Raw genomic sequence first — 23,707 nt, forward strand, 5'->3', positions numbered from 1 at the left:
TTACTTAATCATTATTTCAGAAATGTATCTAAATTCTTTTTAGATACTCCAACATAAGGTATGCGGATATAACGATTGACCATTTGCCACTGCGTTCCATCAGTTGCTGGTTTTCCATAAGCTAAATTCTTAGCTAATTGCACCACAGCTAACGCTTGATTTGCACCATCATTTAGCACTGTACCAGCCAACTCTCCTTTTTTGATTAATTGTAATGCTTCTGGTAAAGCATCAACCCCATAAATTGGTAGTTTTTTGCCGTGTGCTTTAGTAGCTTCTAATGCCCCCATTGCCATACTGTCATTATTCGCAATGATTACCTCAATTTCACTTGCTTTTGGACTAGATAACCAAGCATCAGTTTTATCTTTTGCTAAAGCTGCATCCCACATTCCTGTATCTAAAAATAATTCTTCGACAGGAATACCTTTAATTTGCAATTCTTCAATCACATACTTCGTACGTGCTTCCGCATCAGGATGACCGGGTTCTCCTTTTAAAAGAACATACTGAATTTTTCCATCTTTATTTAAATCTAGATCTGGGTTTGCCTGCCATTGTTCAGCAATTAAGTCCCCTTGGATAACGCCTGATTCTTTTGGATCGGTACCTACATAGTAAGCTTTAGCATAACTATCAATTGCTTTTTGCCCCGGATCTTTATTAAAGAAAATAACTGGTACATCCGCATCTTTTGCTTTTCTAATAATCGTTGGTGCTGCAGCAGGATCAACTAAGTTAATTGCAAGAACTTTCACCCCTTTTGCTAACAAGCCATCAACTTGGTCATTTTGAATAGATTGAGCGTTTTGAGAATCATTCATTAATAAATCAATACCACCGATTTTTTTCGCATCACTGAGAATATCTTTACGCATTAAAGCCATAAAGTTATCATCATATTTATAAATTGTTACGCCAATTCGTGGATCTTTTTTAGCATAACTAACAGTGCTTAAACCTAAACCTAGAGCGAGAGATAATGTTAATGCACCAAGTACCGCTTTCTTCATAAGAATGTCTCCATAATTTGAATCAGTCTAGAGAAAATAATTTACTTTTATTCAAACAATTTTGAATTTCAATTTATTTAAAGTAGTTACAAACAGAAAGTAACTATTTTTAGCATACCTATTTTTTAGGCAAAATGATGTGATCTTATTCACAAATCTGTTAAAAATGTAACAATCTTACAAAAAATACGGTATTATGTAGCAGTTGCACAAAACCAAAACTTGAATAATTAACCGTTGAAAAGAAAGCCTTTAGCTTAATGATAAGTTAAAGGCTTTTTGATTTAAAGGGTATTGAAGATGTAACTTACTTAAAAAGAAACATCGTCATCAAAATCCCAAACAGGATTTACTTCTTCAGTGGAAGAGGTCTTTTTAGATGTTTTTTTACTGACAGAATCTTTTTCCCATAACAAATCTTCCATTACTGGTGGATAGGCAACATTTGCCCTTGCTACAAAATCCGATTGGGTCAGATATTTTCTGATTCGAACCGAGCATCGTAGATTACGTTCATCTTCTGCAAAACTCACTTCAATATCTGAGATATTTGGACTTTCATCGCTCTCTGATTCAGAGAGGTTAATTCTAAACACAGCAAGTACAACTTGATTACCTGCAATTTCATACGCTCCATAAAAAGTAAAGAAATCCGAAGGTAGTCGTTCAACATGTTTCGCCATTGAGCTTAAGTCACTGAATAAGGACATGTAGTTACGCTCAAAGCTCACGTTAGAATAAAGCAAAGCAATCCCTTGCATAAATGCTTGAAAATGCTCGTAAGACATTTTTGTTAGGTCTGTATTGATTCTTTTTTCAGTCATTTTGTATCCTCTTTGTTGCAATGTTACGCTGCATTTAGGTAGTGTGAATCGTTTGAAGCAGTCAGGCTTGCTAAACCAAACAATGCTTCGGCTTTTTTATTACCTTGCCAGTACCCTATAAAATCTCGTGATGGCAAGGTGTTTAAGCAACATTTTAGTAATTGCTCAAATTTTTCTTTTACACTTTTTCGGCGATTATCTTCTAGCCACGCTATTTCATTGGCATAGAACATCAGATATTTATTGTTCATCTTGTGGTAGATGCCTGTAATTGCTCGCCGTAGCCGTGAGAAAAAGGATTCGGCAAGATTATTCGTTATACCGTCAATTGAACAGTATTCTTTCGAATGGCTTACTCGCCATAAATCATAATGAAAGGCTAAACTGTCATAAGAAGAATGTTCATCAGTATGAATCCTGCTGTTTGGTTTGACTAAGCGTTGCGTTAAATCCAGTATGTCTTTCGTATTTTCTTCTTTAACTAAGGCTACAATACTTCTATCAGCTCCTTTCATCACTTCTTGATTAACTGCTCTTTGGCGGAATACCAACACACAAGATTTATCTGCACGCTGATAGCATTTCCATCGTCTATCAATACGTTTATGGCGAAAGTTTTTAGGGCGAATATAGTTATTCATGTAAGCCCCATCAATATGAACTTCTCCACTTAACGGTGTTAAATCTTTGGCTTTATCAAGGGATTCTCGGAATTTATGCAGCAGTACCCACGCTGTTTTATATTGCACGTTGAGCTTATGTGATAACGTAATAGCAGATAATCCTTTGCTTTCGGTCGCAAAATAGAAAATTGCCAATACAATTTTACGCAAGGAAAGTTTTGCACCTTGAAAAATAGTGCCTGCTGTAATAGAAAAACGATGTTGGCAATGTTTGCACTGCCATTGTTTACGAGTAGAAATGAAATAGGCGTGGTGGCGAGTATGGCAATGCGGACAAATAACATCGTTCATTTCATCTGCATTTCCCCAACGAGCTTGTTTCAATAGCTGAAAAATTTCGGCATCAGACAAGTTCGCCAAGCTATCTACAGATAGCTGGCGTGCTGCCGCTGATAACCGAAAATGTTGTGCCATAGAAACAAAAATCCCTTCATTAGAACTCTGAATTTTTCAAGCCTTTTTAGGCTTAAAAAGGCAAAGTCATAATGAAGGGACTATTCTCTGTGGGCAAAAAGATATTATTTTATAGGGTGCTTGTCAAGCGTTTTCTTTTGTCAAGTGCTTTTTGAAATTTTCTGCATTTTTGAATATAGCGAGTGCCAAAAAGGTCTTAGTTCTGTCAAGAGAAATTTTTTGACAAGTTTAATTGATGATATTTTAAACACCTTGAGTGATTATCTTAAGTGGCTTATTCTATAATTTAGACGTACTACTTTGGAGGATTTTATCAGGATTTTCCCGACGGTTGGCTTTTAAAAGTTGCAAGGCTTCGTCTTCACTTAAACGAAAGATCTGTTTTAGATTTAAATTTTTAGATTTGCTTGAAAGCAGATAATGCTGCGCCATAAGTATTCCTTGTGTGTACAAGGTACTCAAAGCTAAACGCTAGGCACAAAAAATCGCCCACCTGAATTTTCAGGTCGGCTCAAAACGTTCTGTAGCTCTTGTCGATATATGTTATATTATTTATATGTTGTTTGTAACAGAATTTCGGCAGGAGGTTACATTATGCCAGGAACATTTAGAATACATGGAGATAATATTGTAGAATGTGAGCGTATCGCCAAACTCATATTAGAGGAAACTGAACCGACATCCGTTGAAATATCGCTGATGTCTCCCTCTACAATCGTCTATAATATATATTTCAATTATCTGGGATACCATTTTGAATGGCAGTTAGAATTGCTTCCAGGCTTCAACAAGGCGGGCCGCAGAAGATGGGAAGCTAGCATTTTTACCGGGCTCAAAAACAGCGGCAGTTTCCTTGACGAAACGCCTGATGCGATTGTTACCTATGTTGAAAATGGTCTGGAGACCATTCTTTATGCAATCGAGTTCTGTAGTGCTTTGCAGGCTGGTAATCAGGCATGGCAGCGAAGTGGTCGTGCGTTCTCTACTGGTCGAACAGGATGTCCGTATCTTTATATCGTAGATTTTGTAAAATACGAATTGGATGCCCGCACTCGAGAGAGAAAAGCCCTTCGCTTTCCGAATCCCGCCGTTCCATATAGCTATATTAGCTTTTCAAGAGAGAGCGGTAACTTTGTTGCTCAAGTTTACGTCCGTTCAGAGGAATTTGATAAGCAGTTCGATCGCTCCTTGAGAAACTTCGATGAGGATAACTTTGCAGAAGCAGAGCTATCTCGATACATCGTTAAGCGGATGTGTGGATTTGATACCACAGAGGAGGAAGAAGCCATCCTCCAGAAAAATCTTAATGTGGTGTTGTTTTTGGCAAGTAGTTCTCGTCCGGCTACAAATTTTACGCCCGCACAGTGGCGACGTTTGTATGCCTACCATCAAGGTATCGTTCAGTTTTCATTAGAAAATTCGGGGTTCAATTTCCGAAAAACGATTACCACCAAGGGACATCACGGTAATTCTGCTGAATTTCTTGATTTGGTAGAAAGCCTTAGTGTTGGACTGGCATCCAAAGATCTTCCTTTTGGCATTATTCCAGCCGCAAACAGAAGAAGACTGGCAAACGGAATACATCAATTGTATCCCGCTTATGATGCCGCTATTCTTAATAGAATTGCTTCCGACCATTCGGATTTAATTCTTTGTATGATTAAGGGGTTCAAGCCAAGAGGTGATGATAACCGACCTGATAGAGGAATTCTGCCGTTGACTGCTATGCTTGCATCGACCGATATTGAAGTAATGACCTATATTTATGGTCCGATTATTGAACGTAATTTCAATGTTCTGCTCACAAATCCGAGACATCTTGCAGCTTCCAATGGTTTCTGGCGTGCTATCCTTGCTTTGAGTAATTATCTTGCGCTTGATGTTCCTATAATCGCTGGTCATTCTTATGATAACGAGGTTCTTTTAGACACTTCCGTACTAAAAGAACATTATGTAGGACAACTTCCTGATGAAAGTGAATTGACGCAGAATGATTTTTCCAGCATCCCTCAGTCTTTCCACGAAGATGATGTAGACACTGGAATTCATTTCCTATTTTCACATTTGCTCCGCAAAGTTTGCTTTGAGGGTATGTGCAATCCTCCTGGCGGCGATTGGAGTGGATTGTCTCTCTATTATGGGGACTATGAGGTGCGTTGGTTGTCCTTACCTCGTGTAAGCGAGGAAGTTAACGGGAAGCGCCCTGACCATGTGTTGGAGCTTTTTGGTGTGTTTGATCGCCCAGTTCTGCTCTCCATCGAATCCAAAGAGCGATCCTTTGATTTAGAGGCAAACGTTGGGGAAGGACTTGTAAATTACATCTACAATCTTATGAATTACGTTCCTAATGTAAAACGGTTGGTCCATCCTCGCCTTGGAGAATGGACACAATCAGAGCAGCTTGTCGATTTTAACGGATTTGAAGTAATCTCTGCCGCAGCCTATCTACGTGGCTCAGCACAAGCCAATCACATTGTTTTTGAGCGTAGCCACTGTGATATGCTGTTCATTATGGAGCCGGTTGGACATGGTTGGGAGATTGAAATTGTTGCAACTACCCCGGCCACTGAAATCTTGAAAAAGTTTATCTGTGACAAAGTAGCCGAAATTGGATTTGACGACATAACTCTTTTCTAAATTACCAGTTTAGATACAGAGACTCTGAAACGAGGATGCTTTCTTTATCCATAACCTTTTTGAAACTGGAATTGCCAGAAGGGATGAGCTCATGACGCTTATACAATTCCTTTGGTAATTCAACAGTAAAGTCATCCTCACCTCTGATACCATCAAACGAGAGCATATATTTAATTCCTTTACTGTTTAACTTTTCAAGATTGGTAAGGAAAGTCTCAAAATCAATAGTTCCGTAATAACGCCCCTTCGTATGAAAGTATGGAGGGTCTAAATATATCAGATCCCCCTCTTTGGCCATTTCAGTTGTAATTGTGTAGTCTGCAGCAATAAACTCCGTACCTTGGATATGTTTAGACCAATCCAGAATAATCTTTTCTAAACTGTCTGGGGATATGCCAGGACGAGTATGATGCAAAGAATTATTGAAGTCGCCGTTTGTATTAAAACGAATTAGTCCATTGACGCAAGTTCTGGATAAGAACAAAAGATCTTCAGGAGAACGATTTTTGTTGAAATCATCTCTGATTTCGTAATATGTTTGATAACCTTCTATTTGTAATCTTGTCCAACGGAGTCGGTATGCTTCAGATAATTCAATGGGGTTGTTTTTGATTTCATTCCATAAATCAATTAGCGGTACACAAATATCTCCACAAATAGCATCGACTGGATTTATAGCATATAGCATTGATCCGCCACCAATAAATGGCTCGTAGTACCTATTGAATTTATTGGGTAAAAATTCTTTTATTTTTGAGGATTGGCTTCGCTTACTACCGCTCCACTTTATAACTGGTTTAAACATTTTAGTCCTCAATGGATGTTGTTTCGCTTTCAATTAAGATTTCATGTGGATCCACATTTAAATAGTCACATAAACGAACAAATGCTGCTGACAGCGGAGATTTTCCGTTTATATATTCATATATTGTGGGTTTGGATACTCCAGCCTTTATTGCCAATTCATTGATAGTCTTAATATTCAAATCAATCATCTTTTTGCGAAGTTCTTTTTCGTTGAGTATCAAGTTCTTCATTTGGCAGCCTCGCTTTTGAACAGATTTAAGCTGAATTGGCCAAGCTGATATCCATATTCCTCGAAATAATTCAAACGTTCTGTTGCAATTTCACAGTAGGAATTATCAAGTTCAATACCAATGTATTTTCTTCCTGTCATTTTTGCTGCAACACATTCACTTCCTGAACCTGAAAAAGGAGTGAGCATAATATCGCCTTCTTTGGACGCCAGTTTAATCATTCTTTCGAGGATTCTAATTGGTTTTTGTGTAGGATGCTTGCCGTATGCAAGCTCGCTTTTTTCTTTATTATTGGATATATCCCATACGGTTCGCATTTGCTTTCCAGGCATTTTTAGACCATCATAAGAAAAATCTCCGCTTTTTGAATACTCATAATCAAAATAGTATTCTCTTTTCTTTCCGCCCTTATTGCACCATAAAATAGTTTCATGACTGGCAGTCAACCTTCTTCCTGCCAAATTAGGGAAGGCATTTCTTTTGTACCAAACAACTTCATTGATTATCTCAATTCCAAGCATTTGGCAAATGACATTGATAACACCGCTGTTGTGATAGGTACCAAAAATCCACATAGAACCAGTAGGCTTGAGTATTCTCTTAGCTTCAGCAAGCCATGCTTTTGTAAATGTCATGTAGGATTCAAATGTGAAATTATCCCAATCTTGCATGACTTTATTCCAGTTGCCCCCCATACCTTGTAGTTCAGCACTCTTGTCCCATTTCCACTCCCCACCTTTCGAGAGGTTATATGGCGGATCCGCAATAATTAAATCAATACATGAGTCAGGCAATTTCTTCATTTCAGATATGCACTCTCCATTGATGATAGTATTAATTGGTAATGTGTTATTCATAGAAAATCCTCCTTGCTAATAAATATAGCATACTCCTTTTAATAGTCAATATATTTTAACTAAAAGTAAGAAATAATTAACTATGGTTTTGTATTTAGTGACGAATATATTAATAACTAGGGACTATATTAGATTAGCAAGTATGTTAGTCTATAAAAATGAAGATAAGTCATTGTAACTTAAGGAAATCTATATGGAAAAAGCTCCTTGAATTTTTTGTGTTAGAAGTCACTACTCGTTCTACAGCTGATATTTTAGGGATAAACCCTAATTCCAGTGCATTATTTTAACGTAAACTTCGTGAAGTCATCAGTTACCATTTAGCCCTTGAAGCCGATGAAGTATTTGAGGGGAAAATTGAGTTTGATGAAAGTTATTTTGAAGATCCTCGCAAAGTAAAGCGAGGACGAGGAGCGGCAGGAAAAGTAGCTGTGTTTGGCTTGTTAATGGTGTGGTATTTAGGGCTGATCTGCTTCAGCCCCTAATTCTATATTTAGCAGCTACTTTTTTCAAACAAGTATTTAAAAGAGATATCAAAAGCAATCTGCGTATCATTCGACATTTTTCGATAGTGGTTGATTAGCTGCTTTTCTTTTTCGCTTAGTTCATTTTCATTCATAGAGCTGCGAAACATTTCCCCCTCTCCACGCATTAACCAATTCAAATTGACATTTAATACATCACTAACTTTGATTAAAACTTCAGCACTCGGATCACGTTCATTAAGTAAATAGTTCTGAAGGGTACGGTAAGGCATATCAAGTAATTCAGCAAAGGCTTTGATATTCAAGCCTTTATACTCCATCACTTCTCTTAAACGGTTGCTTATACTCATTTTTGCATCCCATATTGACTTTTATGTAGTTTTTGAGTATGATTAAATCATCTTACATACCCATATTGTACATTTTTTTAGATTTATGGCACAGCATTTTTTGTTATCTAGCTCTGCAAGAAAATTAAGTCCGCTAAAGATAGCTCGTCTATCTGATGCAGATGCATTTTCTTTATTGCATGAATTACGCTGGAGAAGTGAAAACGAACAAGTTTGCCCTAAATGCGGTGTGCAACATCAAGCCTACTTTATCTCTACTCGCAAGCAGTGGCGATGCAAACATTGTAAGCATACCTTTAGCATTACATCAGGTACAATTTTGGCGAACCATAAGCTGCCGATTCAAACCTACTTGTTCGCTATTGCATTATTTGTAAATGCGGTAAAAGGGATTTCTGCTTGCCAACTTTCTCGTGATTTGAATGTACAGTATAAAACGGCTTTTACTCTTGCTCATAAAATCCGTGAGAGTTTAATCCTACAACGTGAGCTATTCCCCCTAGTAGGCGAAATCCATATAGATGGAACTTATGTACATTCTGCGCCACGCCCAAAGAATAAAAAAGCAGAACGTGTGGATAGACGATTAAAAGAAAATACCAACCCAAACAAACGTGCAGTATTGGTTATGCGTGAACGTTATTCAGAACAGGAAACTTCCTCTAATCCACAATTAGTGGGCGCAAAGAAAACCATCACTTTCCCAATTCTCTCAGAGAACACAGAAACAGTGAAGAAATTAGCCACGGCGTACATTGAGCCAAACAGCCGTATTCATGCGGACGAAAACTCAGCCTACGATGAATTGATGGTGAATTACGACCTACAACGAGTAAACCATCAACGTGAATATCGTAGCGATGAGGGCATTACTAATAACCTTGCAGAAAGTTACTTTGCACGTTTCAAACGAATGTATTACGGACAAGTCCACAAGATGAGCAACGTGTATCTCGATAATTATGCGAATGAGGTCGCCTATCGTGAAGATACTCGTAAACTGGACAATTTAACCATTTTCAATGATGTTACCAGCAAATGTCTAAGCACTTCATCAGACAACCACTGGAAAGGCTATTGGCAAGGCAATCACAGACAAGTAGAAAGACTGGTAATATAATGGCAAAGAAAATCTATTTAAGTCAAATTCAGGCAAAAATTGACCGCTTGCAGCGTGAGCGTAAGCAAGTGCTGGAACATCTTGCTTTGGTGGAAAGTAAACTCGATAAGCTACAAGCAGCCATTGAGGTTATGCAATCAGAAGCCCTAACTGATGAATACAATACGGAGCTTTATACCTACCGCACTTATCAGCATCGTTTCAAGGGAAAACTACGCCAAATGGTGCTTGCTGAAATGAAAGTAAAACCAAATCATTACTTTACTGTTAATGAATTAACGGAACTTGTCCTTATACGAGATGGACAAGAGCTAATTATTCAACAGCAGCATACTGTTTCTGTTCGTGGCGCATTGAAGCATTGGCTTAATAAAGATGTGGTAGAACGAATAGCATTAAAAGCAAATGATGTGAGGTGGAGATTGAAAGCGTAACTGTTAATTAGTTTTCAAGGTTTTTAAACGCCAATGAAATCCTGCTCGCTCAACTAATCCTTTTTTCTCCAACCGCAACAACATTCTTTTGACTGCTTTATAATGGTTATCACCAACATCAATAAATTGTAGCTGCCCCACTAATCGTAATGCCTGTTCTGCTATATCTCCACATACCAACCACGTACCCTGATTTTCCTTTAATACTTGTGCGATTAAACGAATGGTAATCACAGACTGGCTTTTCGGTGTTTTCGGCATAAATGGATCTGCCAACTCGCTAATCTCTTGAGCTAAAAGCTGCATTTGCACCGTTAATAAATCTTGTTTTTCTTTCAGTTGAAGCAACCGTTCAACTAACTCGTGTTTGAGTAACTTTTGTGTCATAATAAAAATCCCTATTGAGTGAAAATTTCAATAGGGATGTTAATGTTTTCAAGCGGTTAAATCTTTGTGCAACTGCTACATAATACCGAAAAAATAAATAACGTTTAACAACAATCGAAAAACAAATTCAGTAAAATAATATGCGTATTTTTCACCCAATATAATCACTATTATTTCCAATCTCTCTTTAAAAATGATCTTGTAATCCCCTCCATTTTAAGTCTAGATTTTAAGCATTTTGTGATCTATTTAACATTTTCTTCAGAAAACCATTGCTATACTTTTATCCCATATATCCCTATAAAAATCTTATTCAAGGTAAAAAATGCCAACTAAACGATTTGATCCCAACCAACATCCACATCGCCGTTATAATCCATTAAAAGGCGAATGGGTTTTAATATCACCACATCGAGCCAAACGCCCTTGGAGTGGTCAAAATGAAAAAATAATTAGCGAACTATTACCTAACTATGATCCTGATTGTTTTCTCTGCCCTAACAATACCCGCATCTCTGGTGAAAAAAATCCTAACTATACTCAACCCTATGTTTTCAATAATGATTTTTCTGCGTTATTACCCGATACCCCATTAATCATAGAAAACGAAGATCCTCTCTTTAAAACGATGTCAGTCCAAGGATTAAGTCGAGTAATCTGCTTTTCACCCGATCACAGTAAAACATTACCCGAACTTCCTTTATCTCAAATTGAAGCGATTATTGATACTTGGAATCAACAAATTGAAGAATTAGGCAAGCAATATCTTTGGGTACAGGTATTTGAAAATAAAGGCATTATTATGGGGTGTTCTCAACCACACCCTCATGGGCAAATCTGGGCGAATAGTTTTTTACCAAATGAAATAGCCAAAAAAGATCATCATCTGTTAACTTATTATCAACGTTATGGATGCAATCTACTCCTTGATTATGCAACCGCTGAATTAGAACACAAAATTCGTATAGTAGTAGAAACCAAACATTGGCTGGCCGTTGTGCCTTACTGGGCAGAATGGCCTTTTGAAACATTATTAATACCAAAAACTGCTATTCAACGCTTTCAACAACTCAACCAAGCTCAACGTACCGATCTTGCACTAGCGTTAAAACAACTAACCACTAAATACGATAATCTCTTTGAGTGTTCATTTCCTTATTCAATGGGTTGGCATTATGCCCCATTCTTCAAAGATCAACGTGAGCTAGCACATTGGCAACTCCATGCTTGCTTTTATCCGCCATTATTACGTTCAGCGACAATACGCAAATTTATGGTAGGGTATGAAATGCTAGCCGAAACCCAACGAGATCTTACTCCTGAACAAGCCGCAGAGCGTTTAGCTCAATTAAGTACCATTCACTATAAAGAAAGAGAGATTTAATATGAATCCTAAAATCCTTTCGCCCCAAATTTTTGCACAACAATTTTCGGTTGCTCCCAACTTGCAAGTTTATGCTCCGGGAAGAGTCAATATTATTGGCGAACATACCGACTATAACGATGGTTTTGTGATGCCTTGTGCAATCAATTATGGTACCTCCATCAGTGGCAGAAAACGTGATGATCATCTTTTTCGTGTTTATGCTGCTGATCTTGATGATTATGATCAGTTTTACTTAAACCAACCAATCACAAAAAGTGAGAAAAAATGGCAAAACTATCTACGTGGGGTGGTACATTTTATTCAACAACAATATCCAACTTTTATTCAAGGTGCTGATTTAGTGATCTGTGGCAATGTCCCCCTCTCAGCAGGCTTAAGTTCCTCAGCCTCTTTAGAAATTGCGGTGGGAAATTTTTGTCAACTGCTTGCCAATCTCTCTTTAACACCAACAGAACTTGCTTTAATCGGGCAAAAGGCTGAAAATCAGTTTGTTGGCTGTCAATGTGGTAATATGGATCAACTTATTTCAGCCTTAGGGCAAGAAAATCATTTATTGATGATCGATTGTCGTAATCTAACAACTAAAGCTGTCCCTTTTCCTCCTAATCTAGCAATAATGGTGATAAATTCTAATGTCAAACACGACTTGGTCACTGGGGAATATAATAGTCGCCGTCAACAATGCGAAATGGCAGCAAAATTTTTTAATGTTCCTGCTCTGCGAGATGTCTCTTTAGATCAATTTTTAGCTCAAGAAAAAGCATTAATGGCTATCGATCCACTTGTTGCGAAACGAGCAAAACACGTTATTAGCGAAAACCAGCGAGTGATTGATGCAGTGAATGCTTTACAACAAAACGATATAAAATACTTAGGTGAATTAATGGCACAATCACATCAATCAATGCGAGATGCCTTTGAAATTACTGTGCCACAAATTGATTATTTAGTTGAGTTAGCACAAACCGCCATTGGGCAACTAGGTGGTGCAAGAATGACAGGGGGAGGCTTCGGCGGTTGTGTTGTAGCGATTGCACCAGTTGAAAAGGTTGAGGCTGTCCGCAAAATAATTGCAGAAAATTATCAACAAAAAACAGGATTAAAAGAGGATTTTTATCTCTGTAGTGCAATGGCTGGAGTACATCAATGTTAAGTTTAAGTCATTGTTTAGCACCAGATGGTCAACCATTTCAACTATTCACTTTGTCTAACCGCCAAGGTATGCAAATTCTGTTAACCGATTGGGGAGCAACTTGGTGTTCTGCTCAACTCACGATTACCACTCAAACGGGAGAAGTTGAATTAAGAGAATTACTTTGCGGTTGCAAAATAGAACATCTGGCAGACAACCAAGCCTATCTTGGTGCAACTATCGGGCGTTTTGCAAATCGGATTGCTCACGGTAAATTTAGCTTAGCGGGTAAAGACTACCACCTTACCCGTAATCAAAAACAACGCCATTGTTTACACGGCGGAAAAGGTTTTGATCAACGCCGCTGGCAAGTTGAACAGAGTAATAACAATAGTGTTATCTTTTCACTGTTTTCTGCTGATGGTGATCAAGGGTTTGCAGGAAACCTTTGGGTTAAAGTTAAATACCACCTAACAGATGAAAATCAAGTTAGCATTGAATTTTCCGCTATCAGCGACCAAACAACACCACTGAATTTAACCAATCACGCTTACTTTAATTTAGATAACAAAGCATTACCACTTGATATTCGCCACCACCAATTACAACTCTTTGCAGATTATTATCTCCCAGTTGATGCTGAAGGTATTCCTAATGCACCTCTTACTTCTGTTACACAGACAAATTTTGATTTTCGACAAGCTAAAATACTTGGACAAGATTTGCTACAAGATCTCGAACAACAAAAAGTAAACGGCTATGATCATAGTTTTCTCCTTCAAGAAACTGAAAATTTAGGCTTAAAACCTGCCGCTAATCTTATTTCTAGGGATCAAAAAGTTGAATTAAGTATTTATACCACTCAACCTGCAATTCAAGTTTATACCGCTAATTTCTTCGCTGGCACGCCTAATTTTAAAGGTGAAAAATATCAAAATCATTGTGCTGTCGCTTTGGAAACACAAGCTTTACCCGATACTCCCAATCACCCCGAATGGTTCAAATATGGTGGTATTTCATTAGCCAATCAACCTTATCATCAGAAAACGATTTTTGCTTTCAAACGGTTATAAATTTACCTCTAAGTCCGTTACTATTAACCTTTTAAATACTTTTCTAAAGGTTAAGAATTGCGGTTTTCATCAATTTTTGGCATTATCAAAACTTATCTTCTCAACTAGATTAAGGAATATTTATGCTTACTGTTTATGGAATTAAAAATTGTGATACCGTAAAAAAAACCTTGAAATGGCTAGCGGATAATGGCATTCAAGCGAAACTCCATGACTATCGTGTTGACGGGTTAACACCGACTTTACTAACAGAGCTTGAGGATCTATTTGGTTGGGAAAATTTAATTAATAAACGTAGTACAACTTGGCGTACCCTTGACGAAACACGTAAAACCCTCGACAAAACATCTGCTTTAACCCTGCTTGAAGAATATCCAACGCTGATTAAACGCCCTATCGTATTAGGTGAAGATGTGCAACTTATCGGTTTTAATCAAACACAATATACCGCAGCACTCTTAAAATAAGGCTATCAAATGACAGATCCAATTATTCAATTAGCACAAGCTTTAATTCGCCGTCCCTCTATCAGCCCTGATGATGCAGGTTGCCAACAATTAATTGCTGAACGTTTAGTACAAGCAGGCTTTCAGCTAGAATGGCTACCGTTTAATAATACCTTAAATTTATGGGCAACCCACGGACAAGCGAATAATGGTAAAACTATTGCCTTTGCAGGGCATACAGATGTTGTCCCCGCTGGTAATGAACAACATTGGACTTACCCACCTTTCAGTGCTGAGATTGTCGATGGTATTCTCTATGGGCGTGGTGCAGCCGATATGAAAGGCTCTTTAGCAGCAATGGTAATTGCAGCAGAGAACTTTGTATTACAAAATCCAAATCACAGTGGACGAGTGGCTTTATTAATTACTTCCGATGAAGAAGCTGCCGCAACCGATGGTACAGTCAAAGTGGTTGAAACCTTAATGCAACGTAACGAACCCCTTGATTACTGTATTGTTGGCGAACCTTCTGCTACGGAACAATTAGGAGATGTCGTCAAAAATGGTCGCCGTGGTTCTCTAACGGGTAATCTCTATATTGAAGGGATTCAAGGACATGTTGCTTATCCTCACTTAGCTCAAAATCCAATTCATACCTCTCTTGCATTTTTGCAAGAATTAACCCATTTCAAATGGGATAATGGTAATCAATATTTTCCACCAACTAGCTTACAAATTGCTAATATCCAAGCGGGAACAGGTTCAAATAATGTTATTCCGGGTGAACTTTACGTTCAATTTAATCTACGCTTTTCAACTGAAACGAATGCAGAAAAAATTCAATCTCAAGTCAAGCAGTTATTAGAAAAACACGGATTAACTGCTCGCATTGACTGGTGGTTATCTGGTAAACCTTTTCTGACGCCAAAAGGTAAATTAGTGAATGCGGTGGTACACAGCATTGAACAGCATTTAGGAATTCAACCACGATTGGAAACAGGAGGTGGAACATCTGATGGTAGGTTTATTGCTTTGATGGGTGCTGAAGTCGTTGAGTTAGGTCCAATCAATAAAACTATTCACCGTGTTGATGAATGTGTAAGTTGTCACGATCTCATACAGCTAGGCAAAATTTATCAACAAACATTAAACCAAGTACTAATTGATGTATAACCGAGAATGAAAACATTCACCACCTTACCACTGGAAAATCTGTGTGGGAAAGTCAAGTCGCATTTAATGCATCTTCCCACTCAATTTTCTAATCATCATTGGCTACAACCATCAGTAGTAAAAGCCTTTCTAGGTTTACAACAACAAGCGAAGAAAGCGGGATTCAATCTACAACCAGCCAGTAGTTTTCGTGATTTTCAACGCCAACTAATCATTTGGAATACAAAGTTTAATGGAGAACGAAAAGTACATAATGATCAAGGACAAGCATTAGATCTCACCATTCTTTCACCATGGGAAAAATGTCAAGCGATCTTACGCTGGTCTGCCCTCCCGGGTGCAAGCCGCCATCATTGGGGGACGGAAATTGATATTTTCGATCCCAATTTACTTCCTCAAAATCAAACATTACAACTTGAACCTTGGGAATACGAAAAAGGTGGATATTTTTTTGAACTAAGCCAATTCCTAGCAGAAACTCTAGTACAATTTGACTTTTATCTACCGTTTTCTCACTTAACAGAAGAAAAACAGATTGGTTATGAACCTTGGCATATTAGCTATCTACCACTAGCACAACATTATCAACATCAACTCACAGCAGAAATATTACTCAATGCTTGGCAAAATGAACCACTACAAGGGAAAGAAATCTTAGAAAAAAATATTAAACAAATATTTTATCACTATATTCTTTAACAAAGAGTTTCAAAAATATAAAACAAAAAATTCACTTGCAATAAAACGGCAACTAAAAACTGTTTCTAAATTTTTCTCAATTAAATTTTGTAAGTATTTTTCTTGAGTAAAATTTCTTTTTTCAACTGTTGTTAATTTATCTGCTGAAATATTGAAAAGTGGCACTATTCTATCCTTTTGCATTAAATTAATTTAGATAAAATAGTAACATATTTGTTTTACTCAAAATAGAACTAGAAAGATAATAAGTGGAAATTAAAACGTTAAAAAAACGAAGAGCTATATAAAAATATATTATTTATTTTCGTAAAAATAACAGAATTATCAAATGTTTATTAATGAAAAAACTTGTGGGGCTTCTGCCCCACAAGTTGATAGAAATGCTTTGTTAAAATACAAAGAATATTCTGAATAAAACGTATTAACGTTTTGAGAATTGTGGACGACGACGTGCTTTGCGTAAACCCACTTTTTTACGCTCAACTTGACGTGCATCACGAGTAACAAAGCCTGCTGCACGTAATGCTGGACGTAAAGTTTCATCATATTCAATTAACGCACGAGTGATACCATGACGGATAGCACCTGCTTGACCAGAAATACCACCACCTTTAACTGTGATGTAAAGGTCTAATTTCTCTGTCATTTCAACTAATTCTAATGGTTGACGTACAACCATGCGTGCTGTTTCACGACCAAAGTAAACATCTAATTCACGTTGGTTAATTGTAATTTTACCACTGCCCGGTTTAATGAATACGCGAGCTGAAGAGCTTTTGCGGCGGCCTGTACCGTAATTTTGATCTGCCATAGTCTAAACCTCGTGATTAAATATCTAAAATCTGTGGTTGCTGTGCAGCGTGATTATGTTCGCTACCTGCATACACTTTCAATTTACGGTACATTTGACGACCTAAAGGACCTTTAGGCAACATACCTTTTACTGCGATTTCAATCACACGCTCTGGACGGCGTTCGATCATTTCAGCAAATGTCGCTTGCTTGATACCACCGATATGTCCTGTATGCCAGTAATAGATTTTATCGCTTTCTTTACGACCTGTTACGGCAATTTTCTCAGCGTTGATAACAACAATATAATCACCAGTATCAACGTGCGGAGTATATTCAGCTTTATGTTTACCACGTAAGCGAGTTGCGATTTCGGTAGCTAAACGACCTAAAGTTTTACCTGTCGCATCAACTACATACCAGTCACGTTTTACAGTTTCTGGTTTTGCTACAAAAGTTTTCATTAATTAATTACCAAATTATAATTTAATACCCTGTGTTCAACATTTATTGAACACACCTCTAAACTAAATATCTCACCCCTTCGAGTGGATAAAGTTAAAAAACATTATATGGTGGGAAAAACCGATATAATACAGGGTCGCAGGATTATACTAAAAAGCCTTAATAAAAGCCAACTTTTTTATCCATTCTTTTATGTAAAACAATCCAATTAAAACCCAAAGAAATCAGTATAATACATAGTTTTTTTATATGTATTATTCCCTATATTCGTTTTATCCTTATTTTTCAATGACTTTTTAAGTTCAGCATAAATGATTTGAAGTAAAATATGATTTTAAGCTGAACTTTTTTACATTTTTTTTATCTTAAGCAATGAGACGTCAAGATATTGATGTTAAGTTTTTATTTATTAACTCAATTTCATCTTAAGGTATTTTATGAAAAAGAAAAATGTGCTTTTAACTAGTCTAGCATTAAGTTTAGGTATGCTTACAACCCCAATACTAAGCTATGCAAATCTTCCAGTGGCACTAGAAGGACAATCTATTCCAAGTCTAGCACCAATGTTAGACAAAGTATTACCTGCTGTGGTAACCCTTTCTGTTGAAGGCCAATCTAAGAGTAATTCACGTTTTCAGCAGGAATTGCCACAACTACCACCCGAATTTAAATTCTTCTTTGGTGATCAATTCCCTTTTGATGGGAGTATGAACAACGCACCACAAAAATTCCGAGCATTAGGATCTGGTGTGATTATCAATGCTAACAAAGGCTATGTTCTCACTAATAACCACGTAATTGATGGGGCAGATAACATTACAGTTAAGCTTAACGATGGACGTGAATATAAAGCAAAAGTAGTTGGCAAAGATCCACAATCTGATGTGGCACTGATTCAATTAGAAAATGCCAAAAATCTTACTCAAATTAAAGTCGCTAATTCAGATCAACTCAAAGTTGGCGATTTTGTTGTTGCAGTCGGCAATCCTTTTGGATTAGGGCAAACTGTCACTTCAGGTATTGTTTCTGCAAAATCACGTTCCGCTGATGGCGGGAGTAATAACTATGAAAACTATATTCAAACAGATGCAGCAGTAAACCAAGGAAATTCAGGTGGCCCATTACTAAACCTTAAAGGAGAATTAGTCGGTATTAATACTGCAATTATCGCTCCTAGTGGTGGGAATGTTGGTATTGCTTTTGCGATCCCAAGTGATATGGCAATGAACTTAGCACATCAAATTACTGAGCACGGGCAAGTTACTCGTGGTATGTTAGGTATCAAGGGCGGAGAATTAAATGCCAATTTAGCAAAAGCCTTTAATATTGATGTTCAAAAAGGGGCTTTTGTGAGTGAAGTATTACCAAAATCTGCAGCAGCAAAAGCAGGTTTAAAAGCAGGAGATGTTATTACTGCCTTAAATGGGCAAGCCCTTAATAGCTTTGCCGAATTAAGAGCTAAAATTGCGACCAGTGGTGCAGGTAAAGTAGTCGAATTAACTTATCAACGTGATGGAAAATCAAATACAGTAAAAGTTACTTTACAATCAGATGATGATAATCAAATCAATGGTTCTGGCTTAATACCCGCATTAAAAGGTGCTGAACTTAGTTCCTATAATCTAAAAGGGCAAAAAGGAGTTGAAGTTCGGAGTGTACAAAAACAATCTCCAGCAGCACAGATAGGTTTACAAAAAGGTGATATTATCATCGGTATTAATCGAACTAAGGTCAATAATATTGCTGAGTTACGAAAAATTCTTGAGAACAAACCTGAAGTCGTTGCATTAAATATCCAACGTGGTGATAGCAATCTATTTATTTTAACCCACTAACTTAAGCAATTTATTTAAACAACTTAACTATCAAAAAAGTGCAGTGAAAATTTAACTGCACTTTTTTATCTTTATAACGATAAACAAGTCTTAACGAATGGAATTGTCAGTTTACGTTGGCTTTGCAAAGAGGCTTTATCTAATTGATCTAAGGTACTAAATAAATGTTGTAAATCTCGACTTTGACGTTTTAACAAAAATGTCGCTACCTCTGTTGGTAATTCCAAACCACGCTTGTGAGCCGCTTGTTGTAAAACAATAATCTTCTGTTCATCATTTAAACGATGAAGTTGATAGACTTCTCCCCAAGTTAAACGAGTACGTAGATCAGGTAACTGCATGACTAATTGTTGTGGTGGGCAATCTGCACTGATTAATAAACGATTACCACTGTCTTTAATCCGATTAAAAAGATTAAAAATTTCCATTTCCCATTCGGGATCTTGGATCACACAATGAATATCATCTAAACAAACTAACGCTTGATTCTCTAAATTCTCAAGCACGGCAGGTGAGAAATGATTAGCTTTACTTAAAGGAATATAAATTGAAGGTTGATGCGTTTTTAACATAAAATTGTTAGCCGCTTTCAGCAAATGAGTTTTACCGCTACTTTTCTCTCCCCAAAGATAAAAAAAAGCAGCCTGTGGGCGACTTAATCCCACTTGTAAAGATTGATAAGCAACCACATTAGCAGAACACTGCTCTGCAAGATGAAAATTTTCAAAAGTTTCATCATCTGCAACTAAAATGGGAAGGGTGAGTTGTTGTGATAACACCGTTTTGCTCAATCTAACTATTCACTAAGATCTAGGCTAAATAACGGATAAGAATAAAGAAAAATCGTAGATCGAGCAAGCTTAACCTACGATTTTCAATCGTTTTATTTAGATTTCGCCTAAACCTTCATCATTTCTATTTTGATCTTGATGATCAGTCTTACTTTTTGGCAGAAGTAAATTCAATAAAATTGCTACAATAGCACATAAACTGATTCCTTTAACGGATACTTCACCAAAATTAACAAACATACCACCAATCCCAAAGGTCATTACAACAGAGATAATACATAGGTTGCGTGGTTCGGTTACATCAACTTTTCCTTTAATTAAAGTACTCATTCCGACTACGGCAATTGATCCAAAGACCAACATCATTATACCGCCCATTACAATGGTCGGTATGGTAGATAAAAAAGCACCTACTTTACCACAAAATGAAATGGCAATTGCCCATATCGCTGCCCAAGTCATAATTTTCGGGTCAAAGTTTTTCGTTAACATTACCGCACCCGTTACTTCAGAATAAGTTGTATTCGGTGGTCCACCTAAAAAAGATGCCATTGATGTTGCAATACCATCACCTAATAAAGTGCGGTGTAATCCCGGTTTTTTCAGAAAATTATTCCCCGTTACCGAGCTAATCGCCATAATACCACCCACGTGCTCAACCGCTGGTGCAATTGCAATAGGCAATAAATATAAAATAGCTTCCAATTTAAATTCGGGTTTAGTGATAGTTGGTAAGCTAAACCAAGGTGCATCAATTACCGATTTGAAATCAATTAACCCCATAAATAAGCAAATAATATAACCAACTGCAATACCAAACATAATTGGAATTAATCGCATAATCCCTTTAGCAAAAACAGCGACCGATAACGTGGTTAAAAGCGTTGCCATTGAAACGATAATTGCTTGCTCATAATGATAAGCACTATTTTTACCTGTCGCCATATCTACTGCAACGGGAGCTAATCCCATGCCAATAATAATGATCACAGGGCCGACAACGATTGGAGGAAATATTTTCTGAATAGCATCTACACCTCGCAACTTAACCAAGGCACTTAAAGCGATATAGACTAAACCTGCTCCCATTAATCCACCCATAGTAACAGGTAATCCCCAAGTAGCGATACCGTATTGAATAGGTGCAATAAAAGCAAAAGAAGAGGCTAAAAAGATCGGGACTTGGCGTTTCGTACACAGTTGAAACAATAATGTACCTATTCCCGCAGTTAGTAATGCCGTATTGCTATCAAGCCCTGTAATTAAAGGAACTAATACAAGTGCTCCAAAAGCCACGAATAACATTTGTAAGCCAACAAAGGCTTGTTTACCCACACTCTGAGGTGTTTGAAAAGTTTGATTTGTCATTAGTTTCATCTCTCTGGATAAATTTAACTATTAACGCTCTAATGATAGGATAGTAAAAAAAGAATAGTTAATTTCTCTTATTTAGTACCAAAAATCTTATCACCAGCATCACCTAAGCCGGGAATAATATACCCTTGCTCATTTAAATGATTATCAATTGAAGCCGTATATAATTCAACATCTGGATGCGCTTTAGCTAATGCTTCAATCCCTTCAGGCGCAGCAACTAAAACTAGTACTTTGATATGCGAACAACCCTTACTTTTCAATAAATCAATAGTTGCAATCATTGAACCACCTGTTGCCAACATCGGATCAACAACAATCGCTAAACGTTCTTCTATATCAGCCGTTAATTTTTGAAAATAAGGCACAGGTTCAAGTGTTTCTTCATTACGATACATACCCACAACACTAATTCTAGCACTTGGAATATGTTCTAATACACCGTCCATCATTCCTAAACCAGCTCGCAAAATTGGCACAACAGTGACTTTTTTACCTTTAATTTGTTCTACCTCAACCTTGCCACACCAGCCATCAATTTGAATCATTTCAGTTTCTAAATCTGCGGTTGCTTCATAGGTTAATAAACTACCTACTTCAGTTGCTAATTCACGAAACTGTTTAGTACTAACATCAGCAGCACGCATTAAACCTAGTTTATGCTTAACTAAAGGATGTTTTACTTCAACGATTTTCATTTTTTACTTTCTCCTGAATAAAAAAATCGCAAAATTTTAGTTTATTCTAAAGGAAATAGCCAGAAAAATTTTGAATTTAGAGTTTGAATTAACGTGAAAATGGTGGTTTAGCAAACCAAATCACCACAAACAAACACAAAAAAGCGATTGAGGACAAATAAAAAATCTCATTTGCACCCAAAATCAAGCCTTGTTTAGTGATATTTGAGGCAACTATTGTTGCAATTTGCTGTTCAGAAAAACCTTGCGAGGTTAAGGATTGAAAATATTGTTGTGAAATAGGATTAAAATCATTAATACGATCAATTAATTGACCATGATGTATTGCCTCACGGTTATACCACATAAAAGTGGTGAGTGATGTTCCCACTGAACCTGCTAATGTTCTTAAAAAATTAAATAAACTTGATGCAGATGCCGTTTGTTCATCTTTTAATCCAGATAATGTAATAGTTGTTAATGGCATAAAAAAACAAGCAACCGCAACACCTTGAATTAACTGAGGAAGTGCCACCGCAGAAAAATCCATCTCAGGAGAAAAAGTTGTCGCTCGCCAATAGAAAGTCAACGCATAGACAAAAAAGCTAATAGTTACCAACAACCGCATATCTAATTTATTCCCATATTTACCAATAAGGGGAGAAAGTAGTAGCGGGAATAAGCCTATGGGAGCAGTCGCTAATCCAGCCCAAAGTGCGGTGTAACCATACACTTGTTGTAATAACAATGGAATTAACACCACCGAACCAAGATAAATTAAAAATGCCAGCGAGGTACAAATACAACCAACCGTAAAATTACGATTTTTAAATAATGAAATATCAATAACAGGGTGATCTTCGCCTAATTCCCAAATCACTAAACTGATTAAACCAATAAGAGCAACAATAGTGAGTACAATAATTTCACTCGAATTAAACCAATCTTCTTCTCGACCACGATCTAGCATAATCTGCAAAGCTCCTACACCGAAAACTAATAAGATCAAACCGATCTTATCTATTGGGAGTTGATAAGTTTTACTTTCTCTCTCTCCAAGAGTTAACTTCGTTAAAACAAAAACTAAAACCCCAATTGGAATGTTGATAAAGAAAATCCAGCCCCAATGAAAATCATCACTAATCCAACCACCTAAAATTGGACCGCATATTGGTGCGATAACAACCGTCATTGACCAAAATGCCATTGCCATATTTCTTTTATTTGGGGGGTAATTATTTAAGAGTAAACTTTGAGATAATGGCACAATAGGACCTGCGGCTAAGCCTTGCACTACTCGCCATAAAATAAGCATTGGCAATGATGTAGCTATACCGCATAACCAAGATGCAAGCACAAAGACTGAAATAGAAAAAAGAAATAATCTTACTTCACCAAAACGTTTTGCTAACCACCCTGTTACTGGTATTGCAATCGCATTCGCAACACCAAATGATGTAATAACCCAAGTACCTTGTGCTGCGGATGCCCCCAGATCACCTGCAATCGTAGGAATTGCAACATTCGCAATGGTTGAATCCAACACTTGCATAAAAGTTGCCAACGCTAAACCTAGCGTCATCATCACGAGTGAAGAACCTTGTAAGGGCGGTTTAGACATC

The 23,707-nt window shown here is 37.2% G+C and carries 25 protein-coding genes and 2 pseudogenes; 11 read left to right on the top strand and 16 right to left on the bottom strand.

The genetic code is table 11. The annotated features are described in order from the left end of the window. Window positions 1-11: 11 nt before the first annotated feature. The 4 genes and pseudogenes from mglB to CEP47_RS04905 form a co-directional block, all read right to left on the bottom strand. Complete coding sequence (gene mglB, locus CEP47_RS04890; RefSeq protein ID WP_265482604.1) at window positions 12-1,013, bottom strand: galactose/glucose ABC transporter substrate-binding protein MglB; 1,002 nt, start codon at window positions 1,011-1,013, stop codon at window positions 12-14. 311 nt (window positions 1,014-1,324) lie between these two features. Continuing rightward, window positions 1,325-1,837, bottom strand: a complete 513-nt coding sequence (locus CEP47_RS04895; RefSeq protein WP_261920683.1) for a hypothetical protein — start codon at window positions 1,835-1,837, stop codon at window positions 1,325-1,327. A gap of 23 nt (window positions 1,838-1,860) precedes the next feature. Then, complete coding sequence (locus CEP47_RS04900; protein WP_261920682.1) at window positions 1,861-2,934, bottom strand: IS1595 family transposase; 1,074 nt, start codon at window positions 2,932-2,934, stop codon at window positions 1,861-1,863. A gap of 306 nt (window positions 2,935-3,240) precedes the next feature. After that, window positions 3,241-3,366, bottom strand: a pseudogene (locus tag CEP47_RS04905) (IS1595 family transposase); the annotation flags it as partial. A gap of 162 nt (window positions 3,367-3,528) precedes the next feature. Here CEP47_RS04905 and CEP47_RS04910 point away from each other — a divergent pair. Continuing rightward, window positions 3,529-5,571 carry a hypothetical protein gene (locus CEP47_RS04910; RefSeq protein WP_261920681.1) on the top strand — a complete coding sequence of 681 codons (2,043 nt, stop codon included), beginning with the start codon at window positions 3,529-3,531 and terminating at the stop codon, window positions 5,569-5,571. A 1-nt stretch (window position 5,572) separates the two neighbouring features. Here CEP47_RS04910 and CEP47_RS04915 read toward each other — a convergent pair whose 3' ends face one another. Genes CEP47_RS04915 through CEP47_RS04925 form a run of 3 tightly spaced genes read right to left on the bottom strand, consistent with a single transcriptional unit; the run spans window position 5,573 to window position 7,465 of the window. Beyond that, complete coding sequence (locus CEP47_RS04915) at window positions 5,573-6,376, bottom strand: Dam family site-specific DNA-(adenine-N6)-methyltransferase (protein ID WP_261920680.1); 804 nt, start codon at window positions 6,374-6,376, stop codon at window positions 5,573-5,575. Window position 6,377: 1 nt separating this feature from the next. After that, window positions 6,378-6,608, bottom strand: coding sequence for a helix-turn-helix domain-containing protein (locus tag CEP47_RS04920; protein WP_261920679.1), 231 nt, complete (start codon window positions 6,606-6,608; stop codon window positions 6,378-6,380). Continuing rightward, window positions 6,605-7,465 carry a DNA-methyltransferase gene (locus tag CEP47_RS04925; RefSeq protein ID WP_261920678.1) on the bottom strand — a complete coding sequence of 287 codons (861 nt, stop codon included), beginning with the start codon at window positions 7,463-7,465 and terminating at the stop codon, window positions 6,605-6,607. The genes CEP47_RS04920 and CEP47_RS04925 overlap by 4 nt, the downstream gene beginning before the upstream one ends. Window positions 7,466-7,623: 158 nt before the next feature. On the opposite strand from CEP47_RS04925, the pseudogene CEP47_RS04930 reads away from it, so the two are divergent. After that, window positions 7,624-7,911, top strand: a pseudogene (locus CEP47_RS04930) (IS1595 family transposase); the annotation flags it as partial. A 47-nt stretch (window positions 7,912-7,958) separates the two neighbouring features. On the opposite strand, the gene CEP47_RS04935 reads toward CEP47_RS04930, so the two are convergent. Then, window positions 7,959-8,300: a helix-turn-helix domain-containing protein gene (locus CEP47_RS04935; RefSeq protein ID WP_261920677.1), complete on the bottom strand. Its 342-nt coding sequence runs from the start codon at window positions 8,298-8,300 to the stop codon at window positions 7,959-7,961. A gap of 85 nt (window positions 8,301-8,385) precedes the next feature. Here CEP47_RS04935 and CEP47_RS04940 point away from each other — a divergent pair, with 85 nt between their 5' ends. Continuing rightward, the gene (locus CEP47_RS04940) at window positions 8,386-9,420 is read left to right on the top strand and encodes an IS1595 family transposase (protein WP_261920676.1); all 1,035 of its coding nucleotides are present in this window, start codon (window positions 8,386-8,388) and stop codon (window positions 9,418-9,420) included. Then, the gene (locus CEP47_RS04945) at window positions 9,420-9,854 is read left to right on the top strand and encodes a DNA repair protein (RefSeq protein WP_261920675.1); all 435 of its coding nucleotides are present in this window, start codon (window positions 9,420-9,422) and stop codon (window positions 9,852-9,854) included. Before CEP47_RS04940 ends, CEP47_RS04945 begins: the two co-directional genes overlap by 1 nt. A gap of 3 nt (window positions 9,855-9,857) precedes the next feature. Here CEP47_RS04945 and CEP47_RS04950 read toward each other — a convergent pair whose 3' ends face one another. Then, a complete protein-coding gene (locus tag CEP47_RS04950) occupies window positions 9,858-10,241 on the bottom strand; it encodes a hypothetical protein (RefSeq protein ID WP_261920674.1) in 384 nt (127 codons plus the stop codon). Between the two features lie 325 nt (window positions 10,242-10,566). Between CEP47_RS04950 and CEP47_RS04955 the strand changes: the two genes are divergently transcribed. From CEP47_RS04955 to CEP47_RS04980, 6 genes are all read left to right on the top strand, one after another. Then, window positions 10,567-11,625: a UDP-glucose--hexose-1-phosphate uridylyltransferase gene (locus CEP47_RS04955; RefSeq protein ID WP_261920673.1), complete on the top strand. Its 1,059-nt coding sequence runs from the start codon at window positions 10,567-10,569 to the stop codon at window positions 11,623-11,625. A gap of 1 nt (window position 11,626) precedes the next feature. Next, window positions 11,627-12,781 (top strand): galactokinase, encoded by a 1,155-nt coding sequence (gene galK, locus CEP47_RS04960; RefSeq protein WP_261920672.1) that lies wholly within the window; start codon window positions 11,627-11,629, stop codon window positions 12,779-12,781. Continuing rightward, window positions 12,775-13,833, top strand: coding sequence for a galactose-1-epimerase (galM, locus tag CEP47_RS04965; protein WP_261920671.1), 1,059 nt, complete (start codon window positions 12,775-12,777; stop codon window positions 13,831-13,833). The genes galK and galM overlap by 7 nt, the downstream gene beginning before the upstream one ends. A 122-nt stretch (window positions 13,834-13,955) precedes the next feature. Then, complete coding sequence (locus CEP47_RS04970; RefSeq protein ID WP_261920670.1) at window positions 13,956-14,300, top strand: Spx/MgsR family RNA polymerase-binding regulatory protein; 345 nt, start codon at window positions 13,956-13,958, stop codon at window positions 14,298-14,300. A 9-nt stretch (window positions 14,301-14,309) separates the two neighbouring features. Continuing rightward, window positions 14,310-15,452, top strand: coding sequence for a succinyl-diaminopimelate desuccinylase (gene dapE, locus CEP47_RS04975; protein WP_261920669.1), 1,143 nt, complete (start codon window positions 14,310-14,312; stop codon window positions 15,450-15,452). Window positions 15,453-15,458: 6 nt separating this feature from the next. Then, the gene (locus CEP47_RS04980; protein WP_261920668.1) at window positions 15,459-16,151 is read left to right on the top strand and encodes a M15 family metallopeptidase; all 693 of its coding nucleotides are present in this window, start codon (window positions 15,459-15,461) and stop codon (window positions 16,149-16,151) included. Window positions 16,152-16,160: 9 nt separating this feature from the next. On the opposite strand, the gene CEP47_RS04985 is transcribed toward CEP47_RS04980, so the two are convergent. The 3 genes from CEP47_RS04985 to rplM all read right to left on the bottom strand — a co-directional run bounded on the left by CEP47_RS04985 (window position 16,161) and on the right by rplM (window position 17,407). Continuing rightward, a complete protein-coding gene (locus CEP47_RS04985) occupies window positions 16,161-16,316 on the bottom strand; it encodes a hypothetical protein (protein ID WP_261920667.1) in 156 nt (51 codons plus the stop codon). Window positions 16,317-16,572: 256 nt separating this feature from the next. Then, window positions 16,573-16,962: a 30S ribosomal protein S9 gene (gene rpsI, locus CEP47_RS04990; protein WP_261920666.1), complete on the bottom strand. Its 390-nt coding sequence runs from the start codon at window positions 16,960-16,962 to the stop codon at window positions 16,573-16,575. A 16-nt stretch (window positions 16,963-16,978) separates the two neighbouring features. Then, window positions 16,979-17,407: a 50S ribosomal protein L13 gene (gene rplM, locus CEP47_RS04995; RefSeq protein WP_261920665.1), complete on the bottom strand. Its 429-nt coding sequence runs from the start codon at window positions 17,405-17,407 to the stop codon at window positions 16,979-16,981. 438 nt (window positions 17,408-17,845) lie between these two features. Between rplM and CEP47_RS05000 the strand changes: the two genes are divergently transcribed. Then, window positions 17,846-19,243: a Do family serine endopeptidase gene (locus CEP47_RS05000; protein WP_261920664.1), complete on the top strand. Its 1,398-nt coding sequence runs from the start codon at window positions 17,846-17,848 to the stop codon at window positions 19,241-19,243. Window positions 19,244-19,314: 71 nt separating this feature from the next. On the opposite strand, the gene hda is transcribed toward CEP47_RS05000, so the two are convergent. The 4 genes from hda to CEP47_RS05020 all read right to left on the bottom strand — a co-directional run bounded on the left by hda (window position 19,315) and on the right by CEP47_RS05020 (window position 23,706). Then, on the bottom strand, window positions 19,315-20,022 hold the full coding sequence (gene hda / locus CEP47_RS05005) for a DnaA regulatory inactivator Hda (protein ID WP_265482605.1): 708 nt from the start codon (window positions 20,020-20,022) through the stop codon (window positions 19,315-19,317). 108 nt (window positions 20,023-20,130) lie between these two features. After that, window positions 20,131-21,402, bottom strand: coding sequence for a uracil-xanthine permease family protein (locus CEP47_RS05010; RefSeq protein WP_261920662.1), 1,272 nt, complete (start codon window positions 21,400-21,402; stop codon window positions 20,131-20,133). A gap of 77 nt (window positions 21,403-21,479) precedes the next feature. Beyond that, window positions 21,480-22,106, bottom strand: coding sequence for a uracil phosphoribosyltransferase (upp, locus tag CEP47_RS05015; protein WP_261920661.1), 627 nt, complete (start codon window positions 22,104-22,106; stop codon window positions 21,480-21,482). A gap of 88 nt (window positions 22,107-22,194) precedes the next feature. Continuing rightward, window positions 22,195-23,706 carry a DHA2 family efflux MFS transporter permease subunit gene (locus tag CEP47_RS05020; protein WP_261920660.1) on the bottom strand — a complete coding sequence of 504 codons (1,512 nt, stop codon included), beginning with the start codon at window positions 23,704-23,706 and terminating at the stop codon, window positions 22,195-22,197. Window position 23,707: the final 1 nt, after the last annotated feature.

Source organism: Mergibacter septicus (assembly GCF_003265225.1).
Taxonomy (GTDB): Bacteria; Pseudomonadota; Gammaproteobacteria; order Enterobacterales; family Pasteurellaceae; genus Mergibacter; species Mergibacter septicus.

What these genes read in the sequence shown, in the direction of transcription:
- mglB (WP_265482604.1), bottom strand. Translation starts at nt 1,013, where the DNA reads ATGAAGAAAGCGGTACTTGGTGCATTAACATTATCTCTCGCTCTAGGT.
- CEP47_RS04895 (WP_261920683.1), bottom strand. Translation starts at nt 1,837, where the DNA reads ATGACTGAAAAAAGAATCAATACAGACCTAACAAAAATGTCTTACGAG.
- CEP47_RS04900 (WP_261920682.1), bottom strand. Translation starts at nt 2,934, where the DNA reads ATGGCACAACATTTTCGGTTATCAGCGGCAGCACGCCAGCTATCTGTA.
- CEP47_RS04910 (WP_261920681.1), top strand. Translation starts at nt 3,529, where the DNA reads ATGCCAGGAACATTTAGAATACATGGAGATAATATTGTAGAATGTGAG.
- CEP47_RS04915 (WP_261920680.1), bottom strand. Translation starts at nt 6,376, where the DNA reads ATGTTTAAACCAGTTATAAAGTGGAGCGGTAGTAAGCGAAGCCAATCC.
- CEP47_RS04920 (WP_261920679.1), bottom strand. Translation starts at nt 6,608, where the DNA reads ATGAAGAACTTGATACTCAACGAAAAAGAACTTCGCAAAAAGATGATT.
- CEP47_RS04925 (WP_261920678.1), bottom strand. Translation starts at nt 7,465, where the DNA reads ATGAATAACACATTACCAATTAATACTATCATCAATGGAGAGTGCATA.
- CEP47_RS04935 (WP_261920677.1), bottom strand. Translation starts at nt 8,300, where the DNA reads ATGAGTATAAGCAACCGTTTAAGAGAAGTGATGGAGTATAAAGGCTTG.
- CEP47_RS04940 (WP_261920676.1), top strand. Translation starts at nt 8,386, where the DNA reads ATGGCACAGCATTTTTTGTTATCTAGCTCTGCAAGAAAATTAAGTCCG.
- CEP47_RS04945 (WP_261920675.1), top strand. Translation starts at nt 9,420, where the DNA reads ATGGCAAAGAAAATCTATTTAAGTCAAATTCAGGCAAAAATTGACCGC.
- CEP47_RS04950 (WP_261920674.1), bottom strand. Translation starts at nt 10,241, where the DNA reads ATGACACAAAAGTTACTCAAACACGAGTTAGTTGAACGGTTGCTTCAA.
- CEP47_RS04955 (WP_261920673.1), top strand. Translation starts at nt 10,567, where the DNA reads ATGCCAACTAAACGATTTGATCCCAACCAACATCCACATCGCCGTTAT.
- galK (WP_261920672.1), top strand. Translation starts at nt 11,627, where the DNA reads ATGAATCCTAAAATCCTTTCGCCCCAAATTTTTGCACAACAATTTTCG.
- galM (WP_261920671.1), top strand. Translation starts at nt 12,775, where the DNA reads ATGTTAAGTTTAAGTCATTGTTTAGCACCAGATGGTCAACCATTTCAA.
- CEP47_RS04970 (WP_261920670.1), top strand. Translation starts at nt 13,956, where the DNA reads ATGCTTACTGTTTATGGAATTAAAAATTGTGATACCGTAAAAAAAACC.
- dapE (WP_261920669.1), top strand. Translation starts at nt 14,310, where the DNA reads ATGACAGATCCAATTATTCAATTAGCACAAGCTTTAATTCGCCGTCCC.
- CEP47_RS04980 (WP_261920668.1), top strand. Translation starts at nt 15,459, where the DNA reads ATGAAAACATTCACCACCTTACCACTGGAAAATCTGTGTGGGAAAGTC.
- rpsI (WP_261920666.1), bottom strand. Translation starts at nt 16,962, where the DNA reads ATGGCAGATCAAAATTACGGTACAGGCCGCCGCAAAAGCTCTTCAGCT.
- rplM (WP_261920665.1), bottom strand. Translation starts at nt 17,407, where the DNA reads ATGAAAACTTTTGTAGCAAAACCAGAAACTGTAAAACGTGACTGGTAT.
- CEP47_RS05000 (WP_261920664.1), top strand. Translation starts at nt 17,846, where the DNA reads ATGAAAAAGAAAAATGTGCTTTTAACTAGTCTAGCATTAAGTTTAGGT.
- CEP47_RS05010 (WP_261920662.1), bottom strand. Translation starts at nt 21,402, where the DNA reads ATGACAAATCAAACTTTTCAAACACCTCAGAGTGTGGGTAAACAAGCC.
- upp (WP_261920661.1), bottom strand. Translation starts at nt 22,106, where the DNA reads ATGAAAATCGTTGAAGTAAAACATCCTTTAGTTAAGCATAAACTAGGT.
- CEP47_RS05020 (WP_261920660.1), bottom strand. Translation starts at nt 23,706, where the DNA reads ATGTCTAAACCGCCCTTACAAGGTTCTTCACTCGTGATGATGACGCTA.